This is a genomic window from Klebsiella sp. K-3 (genome assembly GCF_051207495.1).
Lineage (GTDB): Bacteria > Pseudomonadota > Gammaproteobacteria > Enterobacterales > Enterobacteriaceae > Klebsiella > Klebsiella aerogenes.
The window spans coordinates 43,086-57,300 of the sequence record NZ_JBPNXF010000007.1; the positions used below are offsets into that span (position 1 = coordinate 43,086).

The 14,215-nt window shown below is 55.9% G+C and carries 12 protein-coding genes; 10 read left to right on the plus strand and 2 right to left on the minus strand.

Annotation, left to right across the window (positions count from 1 at the left end):
* Positions 1-18 precede the first annotated feature (18 nt).
* On the minus strand, positions 19-1,188 hold the full coding sequence (locus ACSEMK_RS12545) for a M20 aminoacylase family protein (protein WP_308958621.1): 1,170 nt from the start codon (positions 1,186-1,188) through the stop codon (positions 19-21).
* A gap of 171 nt (positions 1,189-1,359) precedes the next feature.
* Between ACSEMK_RS12545 and ACSEMK_RS12550 the strand changes: the two genes are divergently transcribed.
* The 7 genes from ACSEMK_RS12550 (at position 1,360) to sapF (ending at position 9,599) form a co-directional block, all read left to right on the plus strand.
* On the plus strand, positions 1,360-3,657 hold the full coding sequence (locus ACSEMK_RS12550) for a helix-turn-helix domain-containing protein (protein WP_395226359.1): 2,298 nt from the start codon (positions 1,360-1,362) through the stop codon (positions 3,655-3,657).
* A 124-nt stretch (positions 3,658-3,781) separates the two neighbouring features.
* Positions 3,782-4,066: a hypothetical protein gene (locus ACSEMK_RS12555; protein WP_015366267.1), complete on the plus strand. Its 285-nt coding sequence runs from the start codon at positions 3,782-3,784 to the stop codon at positions 4,064-4,066.
* A gap of 238 nt (positions 4,067-4,304) precedes the next feature.
* Positions 4,305-5,957, plus strand: a complete 1,653-nt coding sequence (gene sapA / locus ACSEMK_RS12560; protein ID WP_087859384.1) for an ABC transporter substrate-binding protein SapA — start codon at positions 4,305-4,307, stop codon at positions 5,955-5,957.
* Positions 5,954-6,919, plus strand: coding sequence for a putrescine export ABC transporter permease SapB (sapB, locus tag ACSEMK_RS12565; RefSeq protein WP_015366265.1), 966 nt, complete (start codon positions 5,954-5,956; stop codon positions 6,917-6,919). The genes sapA and sapB overlap by 4 nt, the downstream gene beginning before the upstream one ends.
* Positions 6,906-7,796: a putrescine export ABC transporter permease SapC gene (sapC, locus tag ACSEMK_RS12570; RefSeq protein WP_015366244.1), complete on the plus strand. Its 891-nt coding sequence runs from the start codon at positions 6,906-6,908 to the stop codon at positions 7,794-7,796. The genes sapB and sapC overlap by 14 nt, the downstream gene beginning before the upstream one ends.
* Complete coding sequence (gene sapD / locus ACSEMK_RS12575) at positions 7,796-8,788, plus strand: putrescine export ABC transporter ATP-binding protein SapD (protein ID WP_015366243.1); 993 nt, start codon at positions 7,796-7,798, stop codon at positions 8,786-8,788. Before sapC ends, sapD begins: the two co-directional genes overlap by 1 nt.
* Before the next feature lies 1 nt (position 8,789).
* A complete protein-coding gene (gene sapF, locus ACSEMK_RS12580) occupies positions 8,790-9,599 on the plus strand; it encodes a peptide ABC transporter ATP-binding protein SapF (protein WP_047044986.1) in 810 nt (269 codons plus the stop codon).
* A gap of 44 nt (positions 9,600-9,643) precedes the next feature.
* Here sapF and ACSEMK_RS12585 read toward each other — a convergent pair whose 3' ends face one another.
* The gene (locus ACSEMK_RS12585) at positions 9,644-11,074 is read right to left on the minus strand and encodes a purine-cytosine permease family protein (protein WP_430914492.1); all 1,431 of its coding nucleotides are present in this window, start codon (positions 11,072-11,074) and stop codon (positions 9,644-9,646) included.
* Positions 11,075-11,272: 198 nt separating this feature from the next.
* Here ACSEMK_RS12585 and ACSEMK_RS12590 point away from each other — a divergent pair, with 198 nt between their 5' ends.
* The 3 genes from ACSEMK_RS12590 (at position 11,273) to ACSEMK_RS12600 (ending at position 14,198) form a co-directional block, all read left to right on the plus strand.
* On the plus strand, positions 11,273-11,815 hold the full coding sequence (locus tag ACSEMK_RS12590) for a HutD family protein (RefSeq protein WP_113373660.1): 543 nt from the start codon (positions 11,273-11,275) through the stop codon (positions 11,813-11,815).
* A 242-nt stretch (positions 11,816-12,057) separates the two neighbouring features.
* Complete coding sequence (fabI, locus tag ACSEMK_RS12595; protein ID WP_061154898.1) at positions 12,058-12,846, plus strand: enoyl-ACP reductase FabI; 789 nt, start codon at positions 12,058-12,060, stop codon at positions 12,844-12,846.
* Positions 12,847-13,037: 191 nt separating this feature from the next.
* Positions 13,038-14,198, plus strand: a complete 1,161-nt coding sequence (locus ACSEMK_RS12600; RefSeq protein ID WP_430914493.1) for a CMD domain-containing protein — start codon at positions 13,038-13,040, stop codon at positions 14,196-14,198.
* Positions 14,199-14,215: the final 17 nt, after the last annotated feature.

Below are 14,215 nucleotides of genomic sequence, written 5' to 3' on the forward strand. Positions count from 1 at the left end.
TCCCCCCGTCGCGATAGGTTAACGCAGATAGCGTTCCGTCAGGCCGCACCACAGCGCCGCACCGGTAAGCAGGATTTGATCGTTAAAATCGTATCCCGGGTTATGCACCATACAGCGGTCGGCTTCATCACCCGCGCCGATAGTGAAGTAGCAACCGTTTGGATTGCTCTCCAGCATGAAGGCGAAATCTTCGCTGCCCATAAATGGATTCACGGTACCAACCTGTTCTTTGCCAAACAGCGAGGTCGCCACTTCACGGACAAGCTCATTAGCCGCCGGATCGTTACGTAAAACCGGGCTGCCGTTGACGTGGGTTAAGGTAGCGCTGGCGTTAAAACTTTCTGCCTGAGCGACCGCAATATCGTGAATGCGCTGCAGCACCGTCTCGCGCACCTGCTGGTTAAGGGTACGGACCGTCAACTTCATCAATACCTTATCGTTGATGATGTTCGGCGCGTGACCAGCCTGAATGCTGCCGACGGTGACTACCGCAGGTTCAAATGGCGTGATGTTGCGTGAAACGATCGATTGCAGCGCGAGGGTAATGTGGCAGGCAACCAGCGTCGCGTCGACGGTATGTTCCGGTACCGCGCCATGGCCGCCAACGCCCTTCACTTCGATATGCAGCGTATCGGAAGAGGCCATCATCGCGCCGTCGCGCAGGCCGATTTTGCCCAGTTTCTGGCCCGGCATGTTATGCAGGCCAAAGATGGCGTCGCAGGGGAATTTTGTGAACAGGCCATCTTCGACCATCACCCGTCCGCCGTACAGCAGTTCTTCTGCCGGTTGAAAAATTAACTGCAGCGTACCGTTAAACTGACGCGTGCGCGCCAGATATTCCGCCGCATACAGCAGCGTGGTGGTGTGACCGTCATGGCCGCAGCCGTGAAAACGCCCGTCGACCTGGCTTGCCCATGCTTTACCGCTCATTTCCTGCATCGGTAGCGCATCCATATCCGCGCGCAGACCCAAACGTTTTTCGCCGTAGCCGACTTTCAGCGTCCCGACCACGCCGGTACCGGCGAGGCCGCGATGCACTTCATACCCCCACTCAGCAAGCAGCCGGGCGACTTCATCGCTGGTTTTATGTTCTTCAAAGCCAATCTCGGGCTGTTGGTGGAAGCGGCGACGTAACGCCACAAACTGCGCTTCATTAACTTGCAAAGATTCAATCAATGGATGTGTCATTTTTATTATTCCTGTGTTGTGTTGGCACGACACTTTCGAGTTTATGCGCCCCACCCGGCTTTAAAATGCGCTTTTTTGTTTTATATTGACGAATTATCAATGACTGTTTTCTATACAATTCTGTTATGACAAAAAATACCCTGTTATTTTTTGTCTTTTAAGGAGCGGCGCATGGAACACCACCTCGGCGATTTCAGCCTCACGGTGCGCGATATTCGCCACCTCAGCCCGCCGGAAAGCGACGGATTAACGCTGCTGTGGCTGCTGGAAGGCAGCGCGCGGTTGCAACTCGGCGAAGCGCCGCAACCGATGCGGGTTGATGAACTGGCGATCGTTAACCGCCGCCAGCGCTGGCAGATTACCGGCGAAGAGGCCAATGCGGTCATGATCCTCAACCTTACCGCCGGTTGGCTCACCCGCCTTGATAGCGATTTTTTTGCCTGTGATTATCGGGTTAATGGCGAAAACATGGATGCGGCAGATAACCTGCGCCAGCTGATGCGCCAGTTGCTGGTCGCCGGGCTGGTCAATCATCAGTCGCGCTACCGCTTAGAAGCCAACCGCTGGCTCAGCGAAATCGCCCTGCTGCTGGCGACCCGCTTTACGCAGCCCATCGTACCCAGCCTGCGCCGCGGCGCCGAAAACTGGAGCCGACGAATTATCAACGTAGTAGCGCGCATCGAAGCCAACTATCAGCGGCGGATCTCGCTGCAGGAAGTGGCCGCCGCTGAGTTTGTCTCGGAGGCCTGGCTTTCCCGCCTGTTTCATAAAGAGGTCGGTGTCAGCTTCGTGCAGTACATTACCGCCCTGCGTCTCGGCAAGGCCGCCGAGCAACTGCTGACCACCCGACGCTCGGTGCAGCAGGTGGCGCAGGACAACGGCTTCGCCAGTACCCGCATCATGAGCGATCTGTTTAAGCGCCAGCATGGCGTCACGCCGCGGCAGTTTCGCCAGCAGCAGCCGCAGTCCGCCGCTCGTCCGCGGGTCAACGCCAGTGAAGTCTGGCATCCGGTCGCGGTCGAACGGCTTTACGCCCGCCTTAACGAGGCGGAAAAAAGCAGCGATGACACGCCTCCGCTACTGCTCAACCCACGTCAGACACGGCAGGTGGATATCCGCCAGCTGCCAGCGCGCGCGCCGGTATTGCGCCATACCCGTACCATCGTTACCGTCCGTGAACTCGATGATTTACTCCGCGAAGATGTCCGCCGCGAGCTGGAGCAACTGCAGCAGACGCTACCCGTCTACGGCATTGATATTCACGATCCGTTTCTCAGCAGCCGCTTGTTTGGCGAAGGCTGGGACGACCCGACGCTCGCGGGCTATGCCTGCTGGTACAATCTTCAGCAGCTGTTTAGCTGGCTGGCGCAGAAAGGCTGGACGGTGCTGCTCCATACCGGTTTAACCACCCGCTGCGATTTATTGCAGCGTTTTCTTCGGCTCGCCGCCAATCACTTCCCACCCGCGACGCTTGCGAGCTGGCGCTTTGTCTGGCACTGGTCGCCGCAGGCCGGTGAAGCCGCGCGACAGCTGGCCTGGCGACAACAGCGCGAAGTGCTTGCGTCCACCTTGCAACAACCGCAAATGGGTATCTGGCATCGTTTCCCGCAAAGCGGTATTGCCGACGATCCGCTACTGTCTTCCCCGCTGCTCAGCGAGGCCGATTTTCTCGCTTGCCAGGCGGATGCTAATGAACTGCTTGACCTGGCGCAGGCCGATAGCAGCAAGCTTGCCGCCAGTGAAAGCTATCCGCGACAGAAATTACGCCAAATCCATAATGCCCTGCGGCAACGGCAGCTCTCGTTGCCGCTGTGGCTGCTATCGTGGAATACGTTAACCGGCGATACCCGCGATACCAACGGGCGTTTTTTTCGCGGCGCGCTGTTGATGGATAACCTGCTGGGCATTGCCGAACAGGTGTGGCTGGCAGGCTTCTGGCTTAATTCCGGGCTGCAGGGGGAGGCGCGGGACAACGGTAAACTCGACACCTCCAGCCTGGCGTTGCACTACCTGCATGGTCTGCCGCGCCCGGTTTACTGGGTATTATGGCTGTGGCGGCGTCTGCGCGGCGAAGTCTTAATCAATGACAAAAACCTGTTGTTGTTACGTCATAACGGACATTACCAGTTGCTGTTGCGCAATACGGTGATTTTCAACCCCTGGCTGTCGAGCGAAGAGGCCTTTACTCAGCGCTTTCGCCAACCCTATACCCTGCGGCTTGCAGGACTGGAGGGACGCTGGCGCATCAAACAGCATTTGTTCGATCAACATCACGGCGCGCTATTTCCGCTGTTCGAGGCATTCCGTAGCCGCAGCGGCCCGGACGAAGAAGATTATCGCTGGCTCCAGCACCACGCCCGTCCGGCGCTGAGCGTGCATGAGGAACAACTGGATGATGGCTGGCTACGGGTGGATTCATTGCAGAGCAATGCGCTGGCATTATATGAATTCACACCGCTGAATGATTGAAGCGTGACAACGTCACTATCATTTCATGTATGAAAACGCGAGGAGTTAATAATATGTAACTGGTAAGATGTCTTAATGTGAATTATCATCGGCGGCAATTATATTCAATGGACTGAAAATTCACGTGATTCCGGTTAATTCTCATACGCTAACCCGCTATGCCGCCCATGCCAGTCTGATTCACACTATGAAAAATCATCATGCGCCAGCCCTCTCTTTAATGATGATTTTTTCGGATCTCTGCGTGCGCTCCACGCGTGATGCCTACAGCGAACAAGGCTGGGAAATATCAGAACGTAAAAGCGGGCTGGTACTGCGTACTTTCGTCGCCATCCATCGCGACGGCGGAGAACTGGAGATCACGCCAAAAGATTATATTGCCCGCTACAATCAGCTCCTTCCGCTCTGATCCCCGCCACTCGCGCCCGCCGATTGCAGAACGCCAGCAGATGGCTAACTGGAGAAATTGGCGATAAAAAGATACCATGTTTCATAATACTGGTTTATTTCCGACACTAAATTGACCAACTGGCTGGACAACATGCGCTGCCGGTGACCGCATTATCCCCCTCGATGTCGTAAAGGTGGTGGTAAATGTCATTTAATATTAATAAGATAGAGCTCTGCTCTATGATCAAAAAGAAAATATGCGCCTGAAATTGTCCTCTCTTTTAGCGGCAGCCTCGATGCTGTGCGGGCAGGCTTTTGCCGCACCGGCCTTGACTCCGGCGCTGCCAGCTAATGCCGATATCCGCGATAGCGGATTTGTCTATTGCGTCAGCGGGCAGGTAAATACCTTTAACCCGCAAAAAGTCAGCAGCGGCCTGATTGTCGACACCCTAGCCGCCCAGATCTACGATCGCCTTCTCGACGTCGACCCCTATACCTATCGTCTGGTGCCTGAACTGGCGGAAAGCTGGGAAGTGCTTGATAACGGCGCCACCTACCGCTTCCATCTGCGCGATAAGGTCCAGTTCCAGACCACCGACTGGTTTAAACCGACCCGCGCCTTTAACGCTGATGATGTCATCTTTACCTTCGGGCGCATCTTTAACCGCGACGATCCGTGGCACAGCGTTAACGGCAGTAGCTTCCCCTATTTTGATAGCCTGCAGTTCGCCGATACCGTAGAAAGCGTTCGTAAGCTGGATAACCATACCGTCGAGTTTCGCCTGAAACGGCCGGATGCTTCGTTCCTGTGGCATCTGGCAACACACTATGCTTCGGTCATGTCGGCGGAGTATGCCGCGCAATTGACCAAAAGCGACCGCGAAGAACAACTTGACCGCGAGCCCGTCGGCACCGGTCCGTTTAAGCTGGAAGAGTATCGCACCGGGCAGTACATCCGCCTGCAGCGCCACGCGGCCTACTGGCGCGGCAAACCCTTGATGCCGCAGGTGGTGGTGGATCTCGGTTCCGGTGGCACCGGTCGTCTGTCAAAACTGCTGACCGGCGAATGCGACGTGCTCGCCTGGCCGGCCGCCAGCCAGCTCACCATCCTGCGCGACGATCCGCGCCTGCGTCTGACGCTGCGCCCGGGTATGAATATCGCCTGGCTGGCTTTCAACACCGCTAAACCGCCGCTGGATAACCCGGAAGTTCGCCACGCGCTGGCGCTGGCGATCAACAACCAGCGTCTGATGCAATCGATCTACTACGGCACCGCGGAAACCGCGGCCTCGATGCTGCCTCGCGCCTCGTGGGCCTACGACAACGACGCTAAAATTACCGAATACAACCCCGCGGAGGCGCGTCGTCGCCTGCAGGCCCTGGGTTTGAGTAATTTGACTTTAAAACTGTGGGTGCCGACCAGTTCCCAGGCGTGGAACCCCAGCCCATTGAAAACCGCCGAGCTGATACAGGCGGATATGGCGCAGGTGGGTGTCAAAGTGATTATTATTCCTGTTGAAGGCCGTTTCCAGGAGGCGCGATTGATGGACATGAGCCACGATTTAACGCTTTCCGGCTGGGCCACCGACAGTAATGATCCGGACAGTTTCTTCCGCCCGCTGTTAAGCTGCGCGGCGATTGGTTCGCAGACCAACCTCGCCCACTGGTGCAACCGCGAGTTTGATGAGGTATTACAGAAAGCGCTGATTTCGCAGCAGCTGGCCTCGCGCATCGAAGCCTATAAAGAGGCGCAGCATATTCTCGCCCGCGAGCTGCCGGTGCTGCCGCTGGCCTCTTCGCTGCGGCTGCAGGCTTATCGTTATGATATGAAAGGACTGGTGCTGAGTCCGTTTGGCAACGCCTCCTTCGCAGGCGTGTCGCGCGAAAAAGAAGAGGTGAAAAAACCATGATTATTTTTACCCTGCGCCGCCTGCTGCTGTTGCTTGTGACGCTGTTTTTCCTCACCTTTATCGGCTTTAGTCTCAGCTATTTCACGCCGCACGCGCCGCTGCAGGGCGCATCGCTGTGGAATGCCTGGCTGTTTTGGTTTAAAGGGGTGCTGCACTGGGATTTTGGCGTCTCCAGCATCAACGGCCAGCTGATTTCCGAACAGCTGAAAGTGGTCTTCCCGGCAACGATGGAGCTGTGCATTCTGGCATTTGGTTTTGCGTTATTGGTCGGCATTCCCGTGGGAATGATTGCCGGGATCATGCGTAATAAATGGCCGGATACGCTCATTAGCGCCCTGGCGCTGGTGGGGTTCTCCATTCCGGTGTTCTGGCTGGCGTTGCTGTTTACCCTTTTCTTCTCGCTAACGCTGGGTTGGTTACCTGTCTCCGGCCGCTTTGATCTGTTGTACGAAGTAAAAACGGTGACCGGTTTCGCGCTCATTGATGCCTGGCTATCCGATTCACCCTGGCGCCATGAGATGATCGTTAGCGCCGCACGACATATGGTCCTGCCGGTGTTAACCCTGGCCGTCGCGCCGACCACCGAAGTGATCCGTCTGATGCGCATCAGTACCAGCGAAGTCTATGATACAAACTATGTTAAAGCCGCGGCGACCCGTGGCGTCACCCGCAGGACGATTCTCCACCGCCACGTGTTGCACAACGCCCTGCCGCCGGTGATCCCGCGCCTGGGGCTGCAGTTCTCCACTATGTTAACGCTGGCAATGATTACCGAAATGGTCTTCAGTTGGCCGGGGCTGGGGCGCTGGCTGATCAACGCTATCCGCCAGCAGGATTACGCGGCGATTTCCGCCGGAGTGATGGTGATCGGCGCGCTGGTCATTATCGTCAACGTGATCTCGGATATTTTAGGAGCCATGGCTAACCCACTGAAACATAAGGAATGGTATGCCCTACGATAGCGTCTATCTCGAAAAGCGCCCGCCGGGCGCATTGCGCACCGTATGGCGTAAGTTCTACGGCGATACCACCGCGATGATTGGTTTATACGGCTGCGGCGCGCTGGTGCTGCTATGCGTATTCGGCGGCTGGTTCGCGCCCTATGGCATCGATCAGCAGTTCCTTGGCTACCAGCTGCTGCCGCCCTCATGGTCGCGCTACGGTGAAGTGTCGTTCTTCCTCGGCACCGACGACCTTGGCCGCGACGTATTGAGTCGACTACTCAGCGGCGCGGCGCCGACCGTCGGCGGCGCCTTTGTGGTCACGCTCGGCGCCGCGCTGTTCGGCCTGGTGCTTGGCGTGATTGCTGGTTCCACCCATGGTTTACGTTCAGCGGTAATGAACCATATTCTCGACACCCTGCTATCGATTCCGTCGCTGCTGCTGGCGATTATCGTCGTCGCTTTCGCCGGACCGCATCTTAGCCATGCGATGTTCGCCGTCTGGCTGGCTCTGCTGCCGCGCATGGTGCGTTCGGTCTACAGCATGGTGCACGATGAACTGGAAAAAGAGTACGTGATTGCCGCCCGCCTCGACGGCGCTTCCACGCTCAATATTCTCTGGTTTGCGGTTCTGCCTAATATTACCGCCGGGCTGGTCACCGAAATTACCCGCGCGCTGTCGATGGCGATCCTCGACATTGCCGCGCTCGGTTTTCTCGACCTCGGCGCCCAGCTACCCTCTCCGGAATGGGGCGCCATGCTCGGCGACGCGCTGGAACTGATTTACGTCGCTCCCTGGACGGTCATGTTGCCGGGGGCGGCCATTATGATAAGCGTACTGCTCATTAATCTGCTGGGCGACGGTATTCGCCGCGCAATTATTGCCGGGGTCCAATAATGCCGTTACTGGATATACGTAATCTCACCATTGAGTTTAAAACCAACGAAGGCTGGGTAAAGGCCGTCGATAGGGTCAGCCTGACGCTGGCTGAAGGTGAAGTCCGTGGTCTGGTGGGGGAATCAGGTTCCGGCAAAAGCTTAATCGCCAAGGCGATTTGCGGCGTCACTAAAGATAACTGGCGGGTCACCGCCGACCGTATGCGTTTTGATGATATCGATCTGCTGCGCCTGTCTAACCGCGAGCGCCGCAAACTGATTGGCCACAACGTATCGATGATCTTCCAGGAGCCGCAATCCTGTCTCGATCCTTCCGAGCGTATTGGGCTGCAGTTGATGCAAAATATCCCCGGCTGGACCTTTAAAGGCCACTGGTGGCAACGCTTTGGCTGGCGCAAGCGCCGCGCCATCGAACTGCTGCACCGGGTGGGGATTAAAGATCACAAAGATATTATGCGCAGCTTCCCCTACGAACTGACCGACGGCGAATGTCAGAAGGTTATGATCGCCATCGCGCTTGCCAACCAGCCGCGCTTGCTGATTGCTGATGAACCCACTAATGCCATGGAACCGACTACTCAGGCGCAGATTATTCGCCTGCTGACCCGGCTCAACCAGAACAACAACACCACTATTTTGCTGATCAGTCACGATATGCAAATGCTCAGCAAATGGGCGGATAAAATTAACGTCATGTATTGCGGGCAGACGGTGGAAACCGCGCCGAGCGAAGAGCTGGTGACCATTCCTCATCACCCCTACACGCAGGCGCTGATTCGCGCGATCCCGGACTTCGGCAGCTCAATGCCGCATAAAAGCAGGCTGAATACCCTGCCCGGCGCCATTCCGCTGTTGGAACAACTGCCGATCGGCTGTCGGCTGGGGCCGCGCTGTCCCTATGCGCAACGCGAGTGTATCGTCACGCCGCGTTTGACCGGCGCGCGTAATCATCTGTACGCCTGTCATTTCCCGCTGAACATGGAGAAAGAGTGAAATGGTCGAAACATTGCTGGAAGTTCGCAATCTGAGTAAGACCTTTCGCTATCGTACCGGCTGGTTCCACCGTCAGACGGTAGAGGCGGTGAAGCCGCTGAGCTTTACCCTGCGCGAGCGTCAGACGCTGGCAATTATTGGTGAAAACGGCTCCGGTAAATCAACGCTGGCCAAAATGCTGGCCGGGATGGTTGAGCCAACCACCGGTGAACTGTTGATTGACGACCATCCGCTGGAGTTTGGCGACTACTCATTCCGCAGCCAGCGTATTCGTATGATTTTTCAGGATCCCTCGACCTCGCTTAACCCGCGTCAGCGTATTTCGCAGATCCTTGATTTCCCGCTGCGCCTCAATACCGATCTTGAACCAGAAGCCCGGGAAAAGCAGATTATCGAGACGATGCGCATGGTGGGTCTGCTACCTGACCACGTCAGCTACTATCCGCATATGCTGGCGCCGGGGCAAAAACAACGCCTGGGTCTTGCTCGTGCCTTGATCCTGCGTCCGAAAGTGATTATCTGCGATGAGGCGCTGGCCTCGTTGGATATGTCAATGCGCTCGCAGCTAATCAACCTGATGCTGGAACTACAGGAAAAACAGGGAATATCCTACATCTACGTAACTCAGCATCTGGGGATGATGAAGCACATCAGCGATCAGGTGCTGGTGATGCATGAGGGCGAAGTGGTTGAGCGCGGAAGCACTGCTGATGTACTGGCCTCGCCTCTGCATGATCTGACCAAGCGGCTGATCGCCGGCCATTTTGGCGAAGCGCTGACTGCCGACGCCTGGCGAAAAGATGGCAAATAGCGTTAACTTTCCTTCAGGGGCGGCATAATAGCCGCCCCTGCCCTTTATGACTGCGGGAACACGCTCTGCGCCGGTAATGGTCGGCGGTCAAAGCGGCGCAGCGCAAAATACAACCATCCTGTACCTACCCAGCCGATAATCCATGACACATCATTGCCGGCGAATATCCACGTCAGCGAACCATGGAACAGCGGGTTCTCAATAAACGGCAGTTGAATCAGTACGCCAATGATATAAATGGTAATGGCATACAGATTCCAGAAACCATAGCGCTGATGCGGGTCGCTAAGCGCCGGAATATCGACCGCGCCTTTAGAGATAATGTAGTAATCGGTCAGGCTGATGGCGCTCCAGGGAACGAAAAAAGCCAGCAGGAATAACAGGAAATGGGTGAAGTGTTTTAAGAAAGCTGGCTCACTGAGCAGCGCGATAATACACGAAGCCGCGACCATCAGGACGACGAAAGCGACACGGCATTTCTGCGACAATGCCGTCTGGCGACGGAAACCGGAAACAATGGTGGTCAGAGACATAAAACTGCCGTAGGCGTTAAGCGTCGTGAAGGTGATTTTGCCAAAGCAAATAGCAAAGTAGATGACCATCGCCATCACCTGGCTTTTACCCAATCCCACCAGATAACTCACTTCATGACCGGGGAAAGCGCTGCGGGCAATCGCGGCAGTAAATACCCCTAGCGTCATGGATGTCTGGGTTCCTAATACGGTACCGAAAAATACCGAGCAGAACGTTTTCGTTGCCGATACATTGCGTGGCAGGTAGCGCGAATAGTCGGACACATACGGGCAGAACGCGATTTGCCACGACGATGACAGCGACACGGCCAGCAGGAACATCGGCAGGGAGAAATGGTTATTTTGCGCCAGGGCCGTGAGATCCGCCGACATCAGTAGCGTAACGAACATATAAACAAAAGCCAGAATGCCGATAATGCTCGCCAGTTTACCCAGCTTATGAATCACCTTATAACCCAGTACCGCAATAACAATAATAATCGCGCTGAATAGCAGCATGCCGGCAACGTTGCTAATACTTAACAGTTTTGCCATCGCCTGCCCGGCCAGTACGGTACCGCTGGCGGAGAAGCCAACATACATGACGCAGACCAGTACCAGCGGCACTACCGCGCCAAAGACGCCAAACTGGGCGCGGCTGATTATCATCTGCGGCAAACCCAGCCGCGGTCCCTGCAGGGCATGCAGCGACATCACCGCCGCCCCCAACACCTGTCCAAGAAGAAGGCCTATCAGCGACCACACCACGTCGCCGCCCAGCACCACGGCTAAAGCGCCGGTGACAATAGCGGTAATTTGCAGGTTGCCGCCAAACCACAGAGTAAACTGGCTAAACGGATGCCCATGCCTCTCGCGTTCGGGAATGTAATCAATCGACCGCGTTTCCTTTAATCCTGCCTCATTACTTTTTGGTTGCCCGTCTGTAGACGAAAAAGAAGACATAGGTACCTCGCTATTATTATTTCATTGACTCCCCATCTGACCGATCCTGTATATACAAGCATTGACAACTGCCCGCACCGCACGCATCCTATTTTTGTGATGAATATGTAAATTCTTTGTATTGCAAAAAGTAACAAAACCATAACAATAACGTTGATTAACGCCTGCGCAGGCAGCGCTTAACGAGGTGTACCGCTCATGATCGTTCCCGTCCAACTATCCACTCTGCCCGTCACACCCTGGAAAAATGGCGCTGGCGAGACCCGTGAGATAGTCTGTGTACCTTCTCCTGATGCCCCTTTTTTGTGGCGAGCCAGCATTGCCACCCTACAAAATGATGGTCCGTTTTCCTGCTTTCCCGGCGTCGATCGTGTCATTACCCTACTCACCGGGCAGCCGCTGCGCCTGAAAGGCGAAGCTATCGATTACCCTTTAGCGCTGTGGCAACCCTGGGCTTTTGCCGGCGAGTGGCCGCTGCGTAGCGAAGGGATCCGCGAGCGCGGTCTCGACTTTAATATCATGACCCAGCGCAGTCGCGCCGACGCCGAGGTTCGGGTCGTGAACGATGTACAGACTCCCGGCGACGAAGGCGTCGCGTGGGTATTACAGGGTCGCTGGCAACTTGGTGAACGGCAATGTGAAGCGCAATCGGGTATTTTCTGGCATCAGCAAGCGCCGGGCGAACTCGCGCCGCTCACGACAGACGCCCTACTGTTACTAACCACGATCGTGCGCCGTTAACCGCAGAAATATCGGTAACGCGTCGTGATCTCACGGTAAAACGTAGTGATTATCCGGTGATATACTGGAGTGAGCGCATTTGTCATTACGCGCTGCGTTGCGATAGGCGGCACAAAAAATCGTGACACAAGGGGTCTTCAGTGGGATATAATTCCTGGCTAAATTTGAGTTATTTTGAAATAACAACGTTAACCGTTTGATTGTTAGAGTAAAAATAAGCAATAACGATAAGGATTAAAGCTATGGGTTTTCTTTCCGGTAAGCGCATTCTGATCACTGGCGTGGCCAGTAAACTGTCCATCGCCTACGGTATTGCGCAAGCAATGCACCGTGAAGGGGCTGAACTGGCATTCACCTATCAGAACGAAAAACTGAAAGGCCGCGTAGAAGAGTTTGCTGCTGCGTTGGGTTCTAACATTGTGCTGCCGTGCGACGTGGCTGAAGACGAAAGCATCACCGCGCTGTTCACTGAACTTGAAAAAGTATGGCCGAAATTTGATGGTTTCGTGCACTCTATCGGTTATGCGCCAGCTGACCAGTTAGATGGCGACTATGTTAATGCCGTCACCCGCGAAGGTTTCAAAATCGCCCACGACATCAGCGCCTACAGCTTCGTGGCGATGGCAAAAGCCTGCCGCTCAATGCTGAACCCGGACTCCGCGCTGCTGACCCTTTCCTATCTGGGCGCTGAGCGCGCGATCCCGAACTATAACGTTATGGGTCTGGCAAAAGCGTCTCTGGAAGCCAACGTCCGCTATATGGCGAACGCGATGGGTCCGGAAGGTATTCGTGTTAACGCCATCTCTGCGGGTCCGATCCGCACCCTGGCGGCATCCGGTATCAAAGATTTCCGTAAAATGCTGGCGCACTGCGAAGCGGTCACCCCGATCCGTCGCACCGTCACCATCGAAGACGTCGGCAACAGCGCGGCCTTCCTGTGCTCTAACCTGTCTGCGGGCATCTCCGGTGAAGTCGTTCACGTTGACGGCGGTTTCAGCATCGCTGCGATGAACGAACTGGAACTGAAATAAGTTCCCTATCCTCCTCACCCCGGTGAGGAGGATCTCTCTCCCTTCTCTGCTTACGCTTCTCTTCTGTTATTCCAATCCGCTATTTATTAGTACGTATCAATATTTTCTCCTGCTTCAGGGTTACGCCAGGATAGTTGTGCAAAGAGGTACCGCGAAACGGCGGTTCGCCACCTACCGAACAAGGAACGCCCATGGAGCAACGCCGCGTGTATGGCAAAAACCACTGGTATCACGAGACCCAGTCAACCAATAGCCCGGTCGAGGTTCTTCCTCTGGTCCCGGAGGCCGCTGACGTTGATGACCGTTTTTTGCTCGATCTGCCACTCGCAGCCGATCTCAGCCACCCTCATGAAGGCTGGCTGGCACCCGCGCGTCAGTTGACAAAGGTCCTTTTCCCGGACAACGTCACGGTAACCCGATTACAAACCTTCAGCGCCTACGACCGTCTTAGCACCGCCCTGACCGTCGCTCAGGTCTACGGCGTACAGCGCTTGTGTAACCACTACGCCGCCCGTCTGGCGCCGTTGCCTGGCCCTGACTCCTCACGAGAAAGTAATCACCGGTTGGCGCAGATAACCCAGTACGCCCGGCAGTTAGCCAGTTCTCCTTCGGTTATCAACGAGGTCTCCCGCCGCCAGCTTGAGGAGGTCGGGCTGACCAGCCGCGATATTGTGTTAATTAACCAAATTATCGGCTTCGTGGGCTTTCAGGCCCGCACGGTGGCCGCATTTCAGGCCGCGCTCGGCCAACCGGTACGCTGGCTTCCCGGTATGCCGCAGCAGAATGATGCCCCGGCAGAACGCTTTACTGATGTTACTGGAGAGTGGTCCCTGGACATCGATGATGCCGACCTGCGTTACGCCAATGATGACAGGCAAGCCAGGCTCGCCGCATGGCACCGTCATCCCGGCCTGCAGCCTCTCGCCCCCCTTCTGGCAACGGATGAAGGCGCGTTAGCCCTGCTGCATCAACTGCTGAATCAACTGGATAATTCTGCGCAGCCCTTAGGCGCAATGGCGGCGTTACTCGCGGCGCGAATCAACGGCAGCGTCAGCTGTTTTAACGCCTGGAGAGCTCGCTGGACAGGTGACAACGGATTGTTGCAGGCATTGCGCGGCGATGAACGAACGGTTCAGCACTGGGCGCGAAGCCATTCTTTGGAACACGCTTTCCTGCAGGCGGCGCAGCTACTGACTCGTGCGCCGGACCGTTTTAGCGCCGCGCAGCTAACTCCCCTCACTGAATATGGGCTTTCCCGCGTTGAGGCTATCGATCTGCTGGCGTGGTGCGGCCTCTGCGGGTGGCTGAACCGGCTTAAAATCGCCCTCGGTGAGGTACGTCAAGCGACGTAAAATGCTGAAACAGCGCT